The organism is Micromonospora sp. NPDC048907 (genome assembly GCF_055586885.1).
In genome coordinates this window covers 743,887-759,942 of sequence record NZ_JBVJHI010000004.1, presented here as the reverse complement: position 1 = coordinate 759,942, position 16,056 = coordinate 743,887, and the positions used below count along the sequence as shown (strand labels likewise).

15 protein-coding genes and 1 riboswitch are annotated in these 16,056 nt (G+C 73.6%); of the genes, 9 read left to right on the top strand and 6 right to left on the bottom strand.

The window, feature by feature from the left end; all coding sequences use genetic code 11:
• Positions 1-5 precede the first annotated feature (5 nt).
• From ACZ6PY_RS17510 to ACZ6PY_RS17490, 5 genes are all read right to left on the bottom strand, one after another.
• Positions 6-749 carry an amino acid ABC transporter ATP-binding protein gene (locus ACZ6PY_RS17510; RefSeq protein ID WP_466073326.1) on the bottom strand — a complete coding sequence of 248 codons (744 nt, stop codon included), beginning with the start codon at positions 747-749 and terminating at the stop codon, positions 6-8.
• A complete protein-coding gene (locus ACZ6PY_RS17505; protein WP_466073324.1) occupies positions 746-1,525 on the bottom strand; it encodes an amino acid ABC transporter permease in 780 nt (259 codons plus the stop codon). The genes ACZ6PY_RS17510 and ACZ6PY_RS17505 overlap by 4 nt, the downstream gene beginning before the upstream one ends.
• 37 nt (positions 1,526-1,562) lie before the next feature.
• Entirely contained in the window at positions 1,563-2,420 is an 858-nt protein-coding gene (locus ACZ6PY_RS17500) for an ABC transporter substrate-binding protein (protein ID WP_466073322.1), read from the bottom strand.
• A 100-nt stretch (positions 2,421-2,520) separates the two neighbouring features.
• On the bottom strand, positions 2,521-2,652 hold the full coding sequence (locus ACZ6PY_RS17495; RefSeq protein WP_255474577.1) for a hypothetical protein: 132 nt from the start codon (positions 2,650-2,652) through the stop codon (positions 2,521-2,523).
• A gap of 32 nt (positions 2,653-2,684) precedes the next feature.
• Positions 2,685-2,795, bottom strand: a riboswitch (SAM riboswitch).
• A 68-nt stretch (positions 2,796-2,863) separates the two neighbouring features.
• Positions 2,864-4,339: an NAD(P)/FAD-dependent oxidoreductase gene (locus tag ACZ6PY_RS17490; protein ID WP_466073320.1), complete on the bottom strand. Its 1,476-nt coding sequence runs from the start codon at positions 4,337-4,339 to the stop codon at positions 2,864-2,866.
• 200 nt (positions 4,340-4,539) lie between these two features.
• Here ACZ6PY_RS17490 and ACZ6PY_RS17485 point away from each other — a divergent pair, with 200 nt between their 5' ends.
• From ACZ6PY_RS17485 to ACZ6PY_RS17455, 7 genes are all read left to right on the top strand, one after another.
• Positions 4,540-5,811, top strand: coding sequence for a hypothetical protein (locus ACZ6PY_RS17485; RefSeq protein WP_466073318.1), 1,272 nt, complete (start codon positions 4,540-4,542; stop codon positions 5,809-5,811).
• A 43-nt stretch (positions 5,812-5,854) separates the two neighbouring features.
• A complete protein-coding gene (locus ACZ6PY_RS17480) occupies positions 5,855-6,319 on the top strand; it encodes an EVE domain-containing protein (RefSeq protein ID WP_466073316.1) in 465 nt (154 codons plus the stop codon).
• 31 nt (positions 6,320-6,350) lie between these two features.
• On the top strand, positions 6,351-7,499 hold the full coding sequence (gene hflX / locus ACZ6PY_RS17475; protein WP_466073314.1) for a GTPase HflX: 1,149 nt from the start codon (positions 6,351-6,353) through the stop codon (positions 7,497-7,499).
• Positions 7,500-7,548: 49 nt separating this feature from the next.
• The gene (locus ACZ6PY_RS17470) at positions 7,549-8,124 is read left to right on the top strand and encodes a PadR family transcriptional regulator (protein ID WP_466073312.1); all 576 of its coding nucleotides are present in this window, start codon (positions 7,549-7,551) and stop codon (positions 8,122-8,124) included.
• Positions 8,121-9,842, top strand: coding sequence for an acyl-CoA dehydrogenase family protein (locus ACZ6PY_RS17465; RefSeq protein ID WP_466073310.1), 1,722 nt, complete (start codon positions 8,121-8,123; stop codon positions 9,840-9,842). The genes ACZ6PY_RS17470 and ACZ6PY_RS17465 overlap by 4 nt, the downstream gene beginning before the upstream one ends.
• Positions 9,843-9,892: 50 nt before the next feature.
• A complete protein-coding gene (locus ACZ6PY_RS17460; RefSeq protein WP_466073308.1) occupies positions 9,893-10,441 on the top strand; it encodes a GNAT family N-acetyltransferase in 549 nt (182 codons plus the stop codon).
• An 82-nt stretch (positions 10,442-10,523) separates the two neighbouring features.
• Positions 10,524-10,934 (top strand): type II toxin-antitoxin system Phd/YefM family antitoxin, encoded by a 411-nt coding sequence (locus ACZ6PY_RS17455; protein WP_466073306.1) that lies wholly within the window; start codon positions 10,524-10,526, stop codon positions 10,932-10,934.
• 42 nt (positions 10,935-10,976) lie between these two features.
• Here ACZ6PY_RS17455 and pgi read toward each other — a convergent pair whose 3' ends face one another.
• Positions 10,977-12,611 carry a glucose-6-phosphate isomerase gene (gene pgi, locus ACZ6PY_RS17450; RefSeq protein WP_466073305.1) on the bottom strand — a complete coding sequence of 545 codons (1,635 nt, stop codon included), beginning with the start codon at positions 12,609-12,611 and terminating at the stop codon, positions 10,977-10,979.
• Positions 12,612-12,860: 249 nt separating this feature from the next.
• Between pgi and ACZ6PY_RS17445 the strand changes: the two genes are divergently transcribed.
• Entirely contained in the window at positions 12,861-14,798 is a 1,938-nt protein-coding gene (locus tag ACZ6PY_RS17445) for an ABC transporter ATP-binding protein (RefSeq protein ID WP_466073303.1), read from the top strand.
• Positions 14,799-14,886: 88 nt separating this feature from the next.
• Entirely contained in the window at positions 14,887-15,936 is a 1,050-nt protein-coding gene (locus tag ACZ6PY_RS17440; RefSeq protein WP_466073302.1) for an aldo/keto reductase, read from the top strand.
• Positions 15,937-16,056 lie beyond the last annotated feature (120 nt).

The window sequence follows — 16,056 nt, the reverse complement described above, 5'->3', positions numbered from 1 at the left end:
CCCGGTCAGAGCACCTGGGACAGGAAGCGACGCAGCCGCGGGTGTTCCGGCGCCTCGAAGACGGCGGCCGGCGGGCCCGCCTCCAGCACGACGCCGGCGTCCATGAAGGCCACCGTGTCGGCCACCTCCCGGGCGAAGCCCATCTCGTGGGTGACCACCACCATCGTCATGCCGGCGGCCGAGAGGTCGGCCATCACCCCGAGCACCCCCTTGACCAGCTCGGGGTCGAGCGCCGAGGTGGCCTCGTCGAAGAGCATCACCTGCGGCCGCAGCGCGAGGGCCCGGGCGATGGCCACCCGCTGCTGCTGACCGCCGGAGAGCTGCGCCGGCCGGGCCTCGGCCTTGTGGGCCAGGCCGACCAGGTCGAGCTGGGCCCGGGCGACCTGCACGGCCTCGTCCTCGGGGAGCTTCTTGAGCTTGCGCAGGGCGAGGGTGAGGTTGCGCAGCACGGTCATGTGCGGGAACAGGTTGAACTGCTGGAACACCATGCCGATCCGCTGGCGCAGCGCGTCCGGGTCGTCGCCCAGCACGCTGCGCCCGTCGAGCAGCACGTCACCGCGGTCCGGCTCGATGAGCCGGTTGATCGTCCGCAGCAGTGTCGACTTGCCGGAGCCGGACGGGCCGATCACGCAGGCCGTCCCGCCCCGGGCCACGTCCAGGTCGGCGCCGCGCAGCACCTGGTGCTGCCCGAAGGCCAGGTGCACGTCGCGGACGGCCAGGCTGACCGAGGTGGCGGTGGCGGTGCTCATCGCGGGTCCTTTCCGGTCGGCGCGGGCGCGCCGGCGGGGTCGAGTTCGACGTCGAGGTCGGGGGCGGCCACCAGCCGGCCCTGCCGCAGCCGCCGGTCGATCCAGTTGACCGCGTGGGTCAGCGGCACGGTCAGCAGCAGGTAGAACAGGCCGGCCAGCAGCAGCGCGGACTCGTTGCCGGTGGTGGCCGCGTAGTCCTGCCCGATCCGGAACAGCTCCCGCTGGCTGGCCACCAGGCCGAGGAAGTAGACCAGGCTGGAGTCCTTGATCAGCGCGATGAGCTGGTTGACCCAGGCCGGCAGCACCCGGCGTACGCCCTGCGGGACGATGACCAGCCGCATGGCCTCACCCCAGGAGAAGCCGAGCGCCCGGGCCCCCTCCAGCTGGGCGGCCTCCACGCTCTGGATGCCGGCCCGGAAGATCTCTCCGATGTAGGCGGCGGCGATCAGCGACAGCGCCAGCACGCCCAGCGGGTAGGGGTTCGGACCCCAGACCTGCATGCCCAGCGGCGCCAGGCCGACGCCGATGAGCAGGATGGTCGCCGCCGCCGGCAGGCCGCGGAACACGTCGGTGTAGACCCGGGCGGGCCACCGCAACCAGCGGGTACGCGAGATGCCCGCGACGGCCAGCAGCATGCCCAGCACCGAGCCGAGCAGGGCGGCGGAGACCGCCAGGATCAGCGTGTTGGGCAGCCCGACGGTCAGCATCTCGGGCAGCGCCTCGCGCATGGCGTCCCAGTCGAAGAAGGTCTCCCACAGGGTGCTCAGTGGATCCATGTGTCGCCTCCGCCCCGCTCGTCCGTGTCGTTCCGGGTCAGGAAGCCGCCGACGGCGACGGCACGGCGACCGTGCCGCTGCCCGGCGTGAAGTCGGCCGGGATGGGCCGGCCCGGGTAGTACTGCGCCTGGAGCCGGCTCCAGGTGCCGTCGGCGATCACCTCGTCGAGGCCCTTGTTCAGCGCCTCGCGCAGCCTGTCGTTGCCCTTGGCCACCGCGTACGCGGTCGGGGCCGGGCTGAGCTGCTTCGCGGCCACCTTGATCTTGCCCTTGCTGTCCGCGGCGGACGTGTCGCCGATCTCGGCCGGGGCGATCCAGGCGTCGGCCGTGCCGGCCTTGAGCTGGTTGATCGCGCCGTTGTAGTCGGGCACCCGGACCGGGTTCAGGTTCTCCCGGGTGGCGTAGTCGTCCTGCACGGTGCCCTGCACGACGACCACCCGCTTGCCGGCGAGCTGGTCGAAGCCGCTGATCGGGGAGCCGGCGGGCACGTCCAGTCCGAAGTAGCCGAAGTCGTAGCCGTTGCCGAAGTCCACGGTCTTCTTCCGGGCCTCGGTGATGGTGATGGAGGAGCTGCCCACGTCGAACTTGTGGTTGTTGACCTGGGCGAGCAGGGCGGAGAAGTCGGTGCCGACGAACTCCACCTTCAGGCCGATCTTCCCGGCGACCGCGGTGAGCAGGTCGTTGTCGAAGCCGGTGAACGTGCCGTCCTTCAGGTACACGTTCGGCGGGGCGTCGGTGAGCGTGCCGGCCCGCAGCACGCCGGCCTGCAGCAGGCCGTACGGGTTGGCGGCCTCGCTGGTGGAGCCGTCGTCGCCGCAGGCGGTGAGGGCGGTGGCGGCGAGCACGGCGGCGGCGCCGAGCGCGGCGGCGCGGGTCAGGGCGGAACGGAATCGCACAGGTGTCTCCAGGGTCCGGGGCGGCGTGGGCGCACGCCGCCGACGGCGCGCCCGGGGCGGGCGAGCCGGAGGGATGGTGCGGAAGGTGGGGGAGTGGCGCTCAGCGCGCGTCGGGGCGGCGACAGGCGTCGCTGCACACCCGCATCAGGTCGACGTGCCGCCGCTTGACCAGCGCGAAACGCGCCGGGTAGGCGATGCCGTCGGCGGGCGGGGTGCGGAGCTGAGCAGACATGGTTCCCTCGGGTCGGTGATGACCTGGGTACCAGGCCACGCTTGCACCGGCGGCTGCCGGTGCCTGGTCCTCACCCGGGGCACCCCACCGCGGAGGAGGGTTGCCGGCCAGCGAGCCGGGGCTTGGCGCTGGCGCTCATGACCTGCCGAGAAGGCTAGCAGGCGGGCGGCCCGGGCCGTCCAGCCGTTATGACCACCCTCACGCCCGCGCCTTACCGGCGGGCCGGCATGACCGGGGCGTCCCGGCCGGTGCCGTGCCGCGACGGCGTGCGCTGCTCGTGGTAGTCCTGCTCGACGTTGACCGTCCAGACGTCGTGGCCGGCGTCGAGGGCGATGTTCTCGGCGGTCAGCATCGCGGTGAGCATCGAGTGGTCGGCGTTGTTGTAGCGGTGCATCCCGTTGCGCCCCACCGGGTGCACGTTCGGCACCTCGCGGGCCAGCCAGCCGCGGATCACGTCGACGTTGTGCTGGTAGCGCTCGTCGTAGACCGGGTACGCCTTCGGCATCCGGACCACGTAGCCGGCCTCCACGCAGCCGGGCCGGACCAGGCCCAGCCGTTCCAGCTCGGCGGTGGCGAAGGCCACCAGGTCCTCGTCCGGGGTCCGCCACATCTCGTCGTCCTCGAACACGAAGTACTCCAGCCCGAGGCAGGTCCGCCCGTCCTTCACCAGGTACGGCGACCAGGAGCCGAAGTTCTGGATCCGGCCCACCCGGGCGGCCGGGTCGTGCACGTAGATCCAGTTGTCCGGGAAGGAGAACTCCTCCGGGACCACCAGCGCGACGGTCAGGAAGTCCCGGTACCGCAGGTCGTCGGCGGCGGCCCGGACCTCCGGCGGGGCCTCCGGGCGCATGGCCCGCACCAGCGCGGAGATGGGCATCGAGGAGATCACGTGGTCGGCCGGCTCGGTGCGCTCGCCGTCGGCGCCGACCACCGTGACGGCGGTGGCGCGCCGTTCCGCCGGGTCCCGGTGCACCTCGGTCACCCAGGTGTTGGTGCGTACCGTGGCGCCGCGCTTCTCCACCTCCTCGGTGCAGCGCTCCCACATCATCCCGGGGCCGTGCTTCGGGTACTGGAACTCCTCGATGAGGCTTGTCACGTCCTTGCGGTTGCGCTTGGGCAGCAGCGCGTTGAGCACCGCGGTGGACAGCGACAGGTTCTTGATCCGCTGGGCGGCCCAGTCGGCCTGCAACTGGTCGGCCGGCATCCCCCAGACCTTCTCGGTGTAGGTCTTGAAGAACTTCGAGTAGAGCCGCCAGCCGAACCGGGCCGACACCCACCCCTCGAAGTGCGACTGGTCCTTCGGCGGGCGCAGCCGGGCCCGCCCGTACGACCCGACGCAGCGCAGCGCCTCCACCAGGCCGAGGTTGCGCAGCGCGTTGCCGGCGTTGAGCGGGTAGTCGTAGAGGGCGCCCCGGTAGTAGATCCGGCTCATCCGGGGCCGGAGCAGGAAGTCCTCGTCGGGCAGGATCTCGTGCCAGAAGTCCTCGACCCGGGAGACCTTGGTGAAGAACCGGTGCCCGCCGATGTCGAACCGCCAGCCGTCCCGCTGCACCGTGCGGCTGATCCCGCCGACGACTGCGTCGGCCTCGTAGACCCGGACCGGCTCGCCGTGCCGCAGCAGCTCGTACGCGGCGGTCAGCCCCGCGGGCCCCGCCCCGATGACCACGGTCCCGTTGCCGTCACCCATGCCGTCCGTGCCCCCCGCCGCCAGCCTGTCGATGCGGCAGCGCCCTTACCCGTCCTGCCGCCCGACTCACCTGCACCCGCGATCCGCGAGCCCGGGGTCACCCGTTCGGGGTCCGGCGGGTGTGAACCGGGGCGGAACGGGGATGCGGGGCCGGTTTCCCGGTCCGGGGGTCGGTCGCGGGGGCGACCGGTGGGAGCGGGATGGCGGACGAGCGGCGGGCCGGGACGGCGGAGGTGCCCGGCCCCGACCTGCGGCCCGGCGCACGCGCCCGGCTGGCGTCGGCGGCCGGGCGGCTGGCCGCGCGGATTCCCGCGCCCTGGGGCTTCGTGCTCGCCGTCTTCGTCGGCTCGAAGGTCGTGCTGAGCCTGGTCGGCGTGCTGGTCCTGACCGCCTGGGACGGGGTGCCCGGCGCGCCGCCCGCCGACGAGGCGATGATGCGGACCCAGCAGAACGAGGTGTCGTCGCACCGCTGGTTCTCGCTCTGGTTCGCCTGGGACTCGTTCCTCTACGACCACCTGGCCCGGGTGCCGCTGGACCGGCCGTGGCACGACTTCGGCTTCCCGCTGCTCTACCCGTTCCTGGCCCGGCCCTTCGCGCCGCTGCTCGGCGGGCACACGGCCTGGGCGCTGCTGGTGGTCGCCAACGTGGCGCTGCTGTTGCAGCTCTGGTTCGCGTACCGGCTGGGGGCCCGGCTGCTCGGCGCCGGTGACCCGGACGCGGCCGGCGCGGACGGCCGGCGGGGGGTGCGGTACCTGCTGCTCCTGCCGACGGCGTTCCTGTTCCAGGCGGCGCTGACCGAGTCGCTCTTCGTCTGCCTCGCGCTGGCCGCCTTCTGGTACGCCGAGCAGCGCCGCTGGCTGGTGGTCGGGATCGTCGGCTACTTCCTGGCGATGAGCCGCTCGGTCGGCTTCGTGGTGGTGCTCCCGCTGGCCATGGTGCTGCTGCGCCAGCACGACTGGCGCCTCGACCCGCGCAGCCTCGCGCGCTACCTGCGGCGGGGCTGGCCGCTGCTGCTGGTGCCGGCCGGCTGGTTGACCTTCATGGCGTTCTGCCGGTGGCAGGGCGGCGACTGGTTCGCCTACCAGCACGCCCAGGAGAAGGGCTGGGGGATCCGGGTGCAGAACCCGCTCGGGGTGGCCGGGTCGGCGCTGGTCGGCGACAACTCGGCCAACGCGTTCCGGGTCTGGATCGCGGTGGCCATGCTGCTCGTGGCGGTCGTCGGGCTGCGCCGGCGGGCCGACTGGCCGTACCTGGTCTACACGGTGATCGTGGTGCTCGTGCCGCTGTCGATGGGCCCGCCGGTGTACAAGAGCCTGCTGCGCTACCTGCTGGCCGCGTTCCCGGTGGCGTTCGTGCTGGCCCGCTGGGCCCGCAGGCGCGAACTCGACGGCTGGCTCACCGCCGGGCTGGCGCTGCTCCAGGGTGCGCTGTTCGCCGTGTGGCTGACCTACTGGACCCACCTCATCATCTGACCGCGGCCCGGCACGGCGGCCAACCGGGCCGCAGAATGGCCGGATGAGCGACCGGCGGGTGACCCTCGACGACCTCGGCGCCTGGCTGATCAAGGGCAACGCGGACGCGGTGGACCTGACCGGCCGCTTCGCCGCCGACCCGGCGGTGGCGGCCTGGTGCGTCCGGCCGGGCTACCGGGTCCGGCTGATGCGGGCCGGGCAGCCCGTGGTGTTCTGGGCCAGCGGCAGCCGCGGCCGGGCGCCGTACGGGGTGTGGGGGCTGGGCCGCGTCGCCGCCGCGCCCCGCCCCGGCCCGCCGGGCGAGCCGTGGACCCTCCCGCTGGACCTGACGATCCTCGACGAGCCGCTGCGGGTGCGCCGGGAGCTGCTGCGGGCCGACCCGCGGCTGGCCGGGGCCGAGGTGCTCCGGCAGCCGCAGGCGGCGAACCCCTCGTACCTGACGGTGGCGCAGTTCGCCGCGCTGTCCGACCACCTCCCCGCACCGCATGGTCCGGCCCGACCCGGGTAGATCGGACCGGACCGGAGGAGCGAGGTGGGCGATGGCGGGTACCTGGTTGATGGGCGCGGGCGCCACGACGACGGGTCGCCGGCCGACCGCCGTCCTGGTGGCGGTGCATCCCGAGGACGGGGACGGCAGCGGCCCGGGGAGCGCCACCTCGCTGGCCGAGCTGAGCCGGCTGGCCGACACCGACGGGCTGGCCGTCGCCGAGTCGGTGGTGCAGAACCGGGCCCGGCCCGACCCGGCCACCTACGTCGGCTCCGGCAAGGTGGACGAGCTGGCCGCGGTGGCCGAGCGGACCCACGCCGACGTGGTGATCGCCGACGGCGAGCTGAGCCCCGGTCAGGTGCGCAACCTCGAGGAACGCACGGGGGTGCGGGTGGTCGACCGGACCGCCCTGATCCTGGACATCTTCGCCGAGCACGCCCGTACCAGCGAGGGTCGGGTGCAGGTGGAGCTGGCGCAGATCGCGTACCAGCTGCCCCGGCTGCGCGGCGACGGCCGCGCGCTGTCCCGGGTGGGTGGTGGCCGGATGGCCGGCGGCGCCGGCATGGGCGTCCGTGGCCCCGGTGAGATGAAGCTGGAGACCCAGCGCCGCCGGCTGCGGCAGCGGGCCACGCGGCTGCGGGGCAACGTCCGCGAGCTGGCCCGGCGGCGGGAGCGCAACCGCGGCCGGCGGGCGCGCAACCGGGTGCCCTCGGTGGCGATCACGGGCTACACCAACGCGGGCAAGTCGGCCCTGCTCAACCGCCTCACCGGGGCGGACGCGCAGGTCCGGGACGTGCTCTTCGCGACGCTCGACCCGACGGTGCGGCGGATCTCCACGGGCGACCTCACCTACACGGTCACCGACACGGTCGGGTTCGTCCGGCACCTGCCCCACCAGCTTGTCGACGCGTTCCGCTCGACCCTGGAGGAGGTGAGCGGCAGCGACCTGGTGCTGCACGTGGTGGACGCCGCCGCGCCGGACGCGCTGGAGCAGATCACCACCGTGCACGGCGTGCTGCACGAGATCGGCGCGGGGGACGTGCCCGAGCTGCTGGTGCTCAACAAGATCGACGTGGCGCCGCCGAAGTGGGTGGACGCCCTCTGCCGCGCCTGCCCGGAGGCCGTGCCGGTGTCGGCGCTGACCGGCGAGGGCGTGGACCGGCTGCGCGCCGCGCTGGCCGCGCGACTGGGCCGCCACTGAGCGGAGCCGGGGCTTGCTATGCAACTCGTTGCATAGCAAGATGGCCGGCATGTCGCTGGAGCACGCCATCCTCGTCTCGCTCCTGGAGCACCCCGCCTCCGGTTACGAGCTGGCCCGGCGCTTCGACCGCTCGATCGGCCGCTTCTGGACCGCCACCCACCAGCAGATCTACCGGGTCCTCAGGCGGATGGAACACGACGACTGGCTCACCGCCGAGGAGGTCGGCCAGGAGGGGCTGCCGGACAAGAAGGTCTGGTCGGTCACCCCCGCCGGACGGTCCGCCCTGGTCACCTGGCTGCGCGCCCCGGTGCAGCCGGAGGCCGTCCGGCACGAGCTGGCCGTCAAGATCCGCGGCGCCGCGTTCGACGACGCGGCCGGCCGCGCCGCCCTGGTCGCCGAGGTCGAGCGCTACCGCGCCGACCACGAGGCCACGCTCGCGGGCTACCTGGCCGGCGAGCGCCGCGACTTCCCCGACCCCGCCGCCCCGGACGCCCGCGCGGCCCTCCAGCACGTCGTGCTGCGCGGCGGCATCGCGTACGAGCGGATGGTGCTGGCCTGGCTCGACGACGTCCTCGACACCCTGCGCCACCTCGACCCCGCCACCCCCAGGAAGGCGACCCCGTGACCGACCCGCTGCTGTTCCACCCGCACCGCTACGACCCCACCCACCTCGACGAGACCTCCCGGCGGCTGCTGCGCGCCACCGTCGACTGGTTCGAGTCCCGCGGCAAGCGGGCCCTGGTGGACAGCTACAACCACCACGAGTGGTACGCCGACTTCCTCGACTTCGCCGCCAAGGAGGGGCTCTTCGCCACCTTCCTCACCCCGGCCGCCGACGCCGGCGGCGACCCGGACAAGCGCTGGGACACCGCCCGCAACGCGGCGCTCAGCGAGATCCTCGGCTTCTACGGGCTCGGCTACTGGTACACCTGGCAGGTCACCGTGCTCGGCCTCGGGCCGGTCTGGCAGAGCGGCAACGCCGCCGCACGGGCCCGCGCCGCCGCGCTGCTCGACGAGGGGCACGTCATGGCGTTCGGCCTCTCCGAGCGGCCGCACGGCGCCGACATCTACTCCACCGACCTGCTGCTCACCCCGGACGGCGACGGCGGCTTCCGGGCCACCGGCGGCAAGTACTACATCGGCAACGGCAACGTCGCCGGGCTGGTCTCCGTCTTCGGCCGCCGCGCCGACGTCGAGGGCCCCCAGGGGTACGTCTTCTTCGCCGCCGACAGCCGGCACCCCGCGTACCGGCTGGTCCGCAACGTGGTCAACGCGCAGATGTACGTCAGCGAGTTCCGCCTGGAGGACTACCCGGTGCGCGCCGAGGACGTGCTGCACACCGGCCCGGCCGCCTTCGACGCCGCGCTCAACACCGTCAACGTCGGCAAGTTCAACCTCTGCACCGCCTCCATCGGCATCTGCGAACACGCCATGTACGAGGCGGTCACCCACGCCCACCAGCGGATCCTCTACGGGCGGCGGGTCACCGACTTCCCGCACGTGCGCCGCGAGCTGACCGACGCGTACGCCCGCCTGGTGGCCATGAAGCTGTTCAGCGATCGCGCGGTCGACTACTTCCGCTCGGCCGGCCCGGACGACCGGCGGTACCTGCTGTTCAACCCGATGACCAAGATGAAGGTCACCACCGAGGGAGAGAAGGTCGTCGACCTGCTCTGGGACGTGATCGCCGCCAAGGGCTTCGAGGCCGACACCTACTTCGACAAGGCCGCCAAGGACATCCGCGGCCTGCCGAAGCTGGAGGGCACGGTGCACGTCAACCTGGCGCTGATCCTCAAGTTCATGCCGAACTACCTGTTCCGGCCCGCCGAGCACCCGCCCGTGCCGACCCGGCAGGACCCGGCCGACGACGAGTTCCTCTTCCGGCAGGGCCCGGCCCGCGGCCTCGGCGCGATCCGCTTCCACGACTGGCGCGCCGCCTACGACGCGCACGCCCACGTGCCCAACGTGGCCCGCTTCCGCGAGCAGGCCGACGGGCTGACCGCCCTGCTCGCCGCACACGCCCCGGACGAGGCCCAGCAACGGGACCTGGACTTCCTGCTCACCGTCGGCCAGCTCTTCGCGCTCGTCGTCTACGGCCAGCTGATTCTGGAGCAGGCCGAGCTGACCGCCCTCGACGCCGACCTGCTGGACGAGATCTTCGACCTGCTGGTCCGGGACTTCTCCGGCTACGCCACCGAGCTGCACGGCAAGGCGGCCACCACCGAGGCGCAGGCCGCCTGGGCGCTCGCCCACCTGCGCCGCCCGGTCACCGACGCCGACCGCACGGCCCGGGTGTGGCAGCGGGTGGTCGCGCTGGCCGGCGCGTACGAGATGCACCCCTGACCGGCGGAAAGGGGGCGCGCCCCGGCGCCCCCGGCCGGTAGGTTGCTCGGATGTTCGCCCTCGCCCTGACCGACGACGCCGAGCTGCGGCCGCTCATGCCGTGGCACGCCGACGAGTTCCTCGCCAACCTCGACCGCTGCCGGGAGCACATCACCCCCTGGGTCGGCGCGTCCTTCGTGGCCACCGACGCCGAGTCGGCCCGCCGGGTCCTGCAGAACTACGCCGACCGGTGGGCCCGCGACGACGGCGGGATCTGGGGCATCTGGCGGCACGGCACGCTGGTCGGCGGGGTGATGTTCGTGTCGCTCAGCACCACCACGGGCGTCGCCGAGGCCGGCTGCTGGCTGGAGCCCGGCGCCGAGGGGCAGGGCCTGGTCACCCGCGCCGCCCGGGTGATCATCGGCTGGGCGATCCGGGACCGCGGCATCCACCGGGTGGAGTGGGTCACCAAGGCCGGCAACGCGCGCAGCATCGCCGTTGCCCGGCGGCTGGGGATGAGCCGTGACGGTGTGCTCCGGGAAGCCGCACCGGGGCCGGACGGCCGGGCCGACCTGGAGGTCTGGTCCGTGCTGGCCCCGGAATGGAAGCCGGAGGGCTAGCCGGGCGGGCCCTGGCGCCGGAGCGACCCCGGCGATCGGCACGCGGCGGAGTTCTGTCGTACCCGGACGTCAACATGTGTCCATGGCTGTCCCCGCACTGGCCGACCGGTCCCCCCAGCCGCGCGCCCTGCCGCTGCGCGAGGTCCGCACCCGGCTCACCCAGCTCGTCTCCCTCGCCGAGCTGACCGACACCGTCACCGTCGTCACCCGCGACGGCGACCCGCGCCCGGTCGCCGCGATCGTGCCCGCCGCGGCGGCGCGCACGGCGGCGCAGGCCCGCGCCGACGCCGACCGGATCGCCGCGATCAGCGCCGGCTGGTCCCGGCGGCTGGAGGAGCTGCACGGGCAGAGCAGCCGGCGCCACGCCGCCGAGCTGCGCACGCTCACCGACGCCCTCGCCGAGGTCTGGGCCGAGCTGGACCGGCGCGCCCCGGCCGGCGACCCGGCGCTCGCCCGGCTCCGCGCCGCCCACGCCGACCTGCTGCGCGGCTGACCGCGGCCTCCGGCCACCCGGGCCGGAGGCCGCCGGCGTCCGTCAGTCCCGGCCGCGCTGGGCGCGGTAGCGCCGGATCAGCGCGGCGGTGGACGAGTCCACGTCGCCGAGGTCCGCTCCGGCCCCGGTGAGCTTCGGGGCGAGCTGGTTGGCCATCACCTTGCCCAGTTCCACGCCCCACTGGTCGAAGGCGTTGATGTCCCAGACCGCGGCCTCGGTGAAGACGATGTGCTCGTAGAGGGCGATGAGCTGGCCCAGCGTCGCCGGGGTCAGCTTCGGCGCGATGATCGACGTGGTCGGGTGGTTGCCCGGCATCACCCGGTGCGGCACCACCTCGGGCGCGGTGCCCTCGGCCTCGACCTGCTCCTTCGTGCGGCCGAACGCCAGCGCGGCGGTCTGCGCGAAGAAGTTCGACATGAACAGGTCGTGCATGTCGCCCAGGTCGTGGTTGGGCTGGCTGAACGCGATGAAGTCGGCCGGGATCAGCCGGGTGCCCTGGTGGATGAGCTGGTAGAAGGCGTGCTGACCGTTGGTGCCCGGCTCGCCCCAGAAGATCTCCCCGGTCGGGCAGGTGACCGGCCGGCCGTCCCGGGTCACCGACTTGCCGTTGCTCTCCATGGTGAGCTGCTGCAGGTAGGCCGGGAACCGGTGCAGGTACTGGGCGTACGGCAGCACCGCGTGGGTCTCCGCGCCGAGGAAGTCGGTGTACCAGACGTTGAGCAGGCCGAGCAGCGCCGGCACGTTCCGCGCCACCGGCGTGGTCCGGAAGTGCTCGTCCACGGCGTGGTAGCCGGCCAGCAACTCCCGGAACCGCTGCGGCCCGACCGACAGCATCACCGACAGCCCGACCGCGGAGGGCAGCGAGTAGCGCCCGCCCACCCAGTCCCAGAAGCCGAACATGTTCTCCGGGTCGATGCCGAAGTCGCGGACCCGCTGCTCGTTGGTGCTGACCGCGACGAAGTGCCGGGCCACCGCGCTGTCGTCGGCGTCCAGCCCGGCCAGCAGCCAGCGCCGGGCCTGGTCGGCGTTGGCCAGGGTCTCCTGCGTGGAGAAGGTCTTCGACACCACCACGAACAGCGTGCTGGCCGGGTCCAGGTCGGTGGTCTTGTCGTGGATGTCGGTCGGGTCGATGTTGGACACGAACCGGCAGCTGATCCCCGCGTCCCGGTACGCCTTCAGCGCCTCGTACGCCATCACCGGCCCGAGGTCCGAGCCGCCGATGCCGATGTTGACCACGGTGCTGATCCGCTCGCCGGTGTGGCCCCGCCAGGCGCCGGAGCGGACCCGCTCGGCGAACGCCGACATCCGGTCCAGCACGGCGTGCACGTCGGCGACGACGTCCTGACCGTCCACGGTGAGCGACGCGTCGCGGGGCAGGCGCAGGGCGGTGTGCAGTACGGCCCGGTCCTCGGTGGAGTTGATGTGCTGCCCGGCGAACATGGCGGCGATCCGGTCGGCCAGCCCGACCCGCTCGGCGAGCGCGGTCAGCAGGCCCAGCGTCTCGTCGGTGATCAGGTTCTTGCTGTAGTCGACGTGCAGGTCGGCGACCTCGCCGGTGAGCCGCTCACCCCGTTGCCCGTCCGCGTCGAACAGCTCCCGCAGGTGCGTGCCGCGCATCGCCTCGGCGTGCTTGCGCAGGGCCTGCCATTCGTCCGTGGTGGTGACGTCCACAGCCATCGGGTCGATCTTCTCCTTCACGACGGGTCTGCCGGGCGGGCCGGCGTCGCCCCGCTGTCGGCGACCCCACCAGCCTGCCACCCGGAGCGGGCACGCGCGACGCGACCCGACATCGCCCACCCCTCGGAAGCCGGGATCCGGGGGCGCGACACGCCTTTGGGACGGGTGTTCGACACGCCGGTCACGAGCAGACAGCAGTTGACTGCGGAAAGTAAGCTCCGGTGCTGCCCGTCCCGGCGAGGAGGTGCCATGACCACGGTGATCGGCCCGCGTCCCCCGTCCGAGCAGGACGAGCCGGCGGAGGAACCGTCGCTGCCGGAGCTGGAGGACCCGCACTGGATGCACCGGGCCACGGAGCTGGCCCACACCAGCTTCTGGTCGGTGGCCCGCCGGCTGCCCGCCCTGGTCCGGGAGGCCATCACCCTGGCCTGGGCGACCAGCCGGCGGGACACGCTCGCCTCGATCGGGCTCAACGTCGCTGCCGGCGTGCTCACCACGTTGGGCCTGCTCGCCACGACGGGGGTGCTGCACCAGCTCTTCGCCGCCGGTCCCACGCCGGACCGGATCCGCGCGGCGCTGCCCGCCCTGACGCTGGCGGCCGCGGCGGTCACCGTCCGAGGCGCCCTGACCGTCGCGGCGGGGTGGGCGCAGGCGCGGCTCATCCCGCAGATCAACTACGCGGTGGAGCTGCGGCTCTTCGAGACCACCTCGGCGGTCGAACTGGCCGCCTTCGACGACGCCGGGTTCGCCGAGGAGATGGTGCGGGCCCGCGACCGGGGCCTGGCCGAGGCCGGGTCCATCGTGAACGACACCGTCAATCTGGTCACCGGCGTGGTCGGCGTGGCGGCCACCGCCGCCGCGGTGACGGTGATCCATCCGTTGCTGCTGCCCTGTCTGTTGGTGGCCGCCGCGCCGGAGGCCGTGACCGCCGTCCGGATGGCCCGCCGCCAGCACTTCGACTGGCTGGCCCGGATCACCCGCCGGCGTCGTAAGTTCATGCTCGGCGATCTGATGGCCGACCGGCACACCGCCGCGGAGATCCGCGCGTACCAGATGCGGGAGTTCCTGCTGGCGGAGTACCACCGCATGGTGAGCCTGGAGACCCGCGCGGAGCTGCGCCTGGCCCGCTCGCAGACGGCGACGCGCGCGGTCGGCCTGTCGGCCACCGGCGTCGCCGCCTTCGGGCTCTACGCGGTCCTCGGCGGTCTGCTGCTGAACGGCGTGGTCGCCCTCGCCGCCGCGGCCACCGCCCTGCTGGCGTTGCAGTCCGCCCGGGCCGGCCTGCGGACCGCCGTCTTCGCCACCAACTCGCTCTACGAGGACGCGCTCTACTACCAGGACTACCGCGACTTCCTGGACCGCGCCCGGCACCGCGTGCCCGCCGGCGGCACCCGGCCGGTGGACGGCTTCGACCGGATCGACCTCGACCGGGTCAGCCTCCGCTACCCGGACACCGAGACCGCCGCCGTCGACGAGGTCACCCTGACCGTCCGGCGCGGCGAGGTGATCGCGCTGGTGGGGGAGAACGGCTCCGGCAAGACCACCCTGGCCAAGCTCGTCGCCGGCCTCTACCGGCCCACCGCCGGCGTGATCCGCTGGGACGGGGTGGACACCGCCGAACTGGACCCGCGGCAGACCGCCGCGCAGGTGGCGGTGATGAGCCAGGACTGGTGGAGGTTCCCGTTCACCGCCCGGCAGAACATCCGGATCGGCCGGCACGACCGGCCCGGCGACCGGCCTGGCCCGGACGTCGAGGCCGCGGCCCGGGACGCCGCCGCGCACGACATGATCACCGAGCTGCCGTTCGGGTACGACACGCTGCTGGACCGGCAGTTCAAGGACGGCCAGGACCTCTCCGGCGGGCAGTGGCAGCGGCTCGTGGCCGCCCGCGGCCTCTACCGCGACGCCCGCCTGCTGATCTGCGACGAGCCCTCGGCGGCCCTCGACGCGCGGGCCGAGCACGCGCTCTTCCAGCACCTGCGGCGGCACCCCGACCGGGCCGTCGTGCTCATCACCCACCGGCTGGCCAACGTCCGGCACGCCGACCGGATCTTCGTGATGGACCACGGCCGGCTCGTCCAGCAGGGCAACCACGACGAGCTGATGGCCCAGGAGGGCATCTACCGGGAGCTGTTCGAGCTGCAGGCGGCCGGCTACCTGGCGCAGGCCGGGGAGGCCGGCGGCTGAGGGTTTGACCTCGAGCGCGCTCGAACTCCTACGGTGACCGCACCGGCCGCCGCCCGGTCAGCGCGGCGTCACTCCCAGGGAGCCCCCAATGCGTCACCGCGTCCTCGGCGGCACCGGCATCCAGGTCAGCGTCCACTGCCTCGGCACCATGATGTTCGGCGCGGTCGGCAACCCCGACCACGACGACTGTGCCCGGATCATCCACACCGCCCTCGACCGGGGGATCAACGTCGTGGACACCGCCGACATGTACTCGGCGGGCGAGTCGGAGGTGATCGTCGGCAAGGCGCTACGGGGCCGGCGCGACGACGTGGTCCTGGCCACCAAGGTGCACTTCCCGATGGGGGAGGGGCCCAACCGGGGCGGGAACTCGCGGCGCTGGATCGTCCGCGCGGTCGAGGACAGCCTGCGCCGCCTCGGCACCGACTGGATCGACCTCTACCAGGTGCACCGGCCCGACCACACCACGGACGTCGAGGAGACCCTCGGGGTGCTCACCGACCTGGTCCGGGCCGGCAAGATCCGGGCGTTCGGCTGCTCGACCTTCCCGGCCGAGGAGATCGTCGAGGCGCAGCACGTGGCGGAGCGGCGGGCGCTCGGCCGGTTCCGCACCGAGCAGCCGCCGTACTCGATCCTGGCCCGCGGGATCGAGAGCGCGGTCCTGCCGGTCTGCCGGCGGTACGGCATGGGCGTGCTGGTGTGGAGCCCGCTGGCCTCCGGTTTCCTCACCGGCCGGTACCGGCAGGGGGCGGCCGTCGACCTCACCGCCGGCCGGCCGGCGCGCACCCCGGCCCGGTTCGACCCGGCACTGCCCGGCAACGCCGCCAAGTACGCCGCCGTCGAGGAACTGGTCGCCCTGGCCGAGGAGGTCGGCTGCTCGCTGCCCGAGCTGGCCGTCGCGTTCACCGCGGCGCACCCGGCCGTCACCTCGACGATCATCGGGCCGCGGACCCTGGAGCAGTTGGAAGGGCTGCTCAAGGGGGCGGCGCTCACGCTGGACGACGCGGTGCTGGACCGGATCGACGAGATCGTCCCGCCCGGCACGAACCTCTACCAGCCGGACGGCGTCTGGTCCCCGCCCGCGCTCACCGACCCGGCACTGCGGCGGCGTCCGCTGGCCGAGCGCGCCGCCGCCTGACCCGACCGGGACAGGCGGCGTCCCCGGCCCGGCGCGCCGCCGCCCGGAACGGGTGCCGACACGCGCGGCCGAGCGCGCCGCCGCCTGACCGGACCGGGACCGCCGGACCGACGGGCGCGC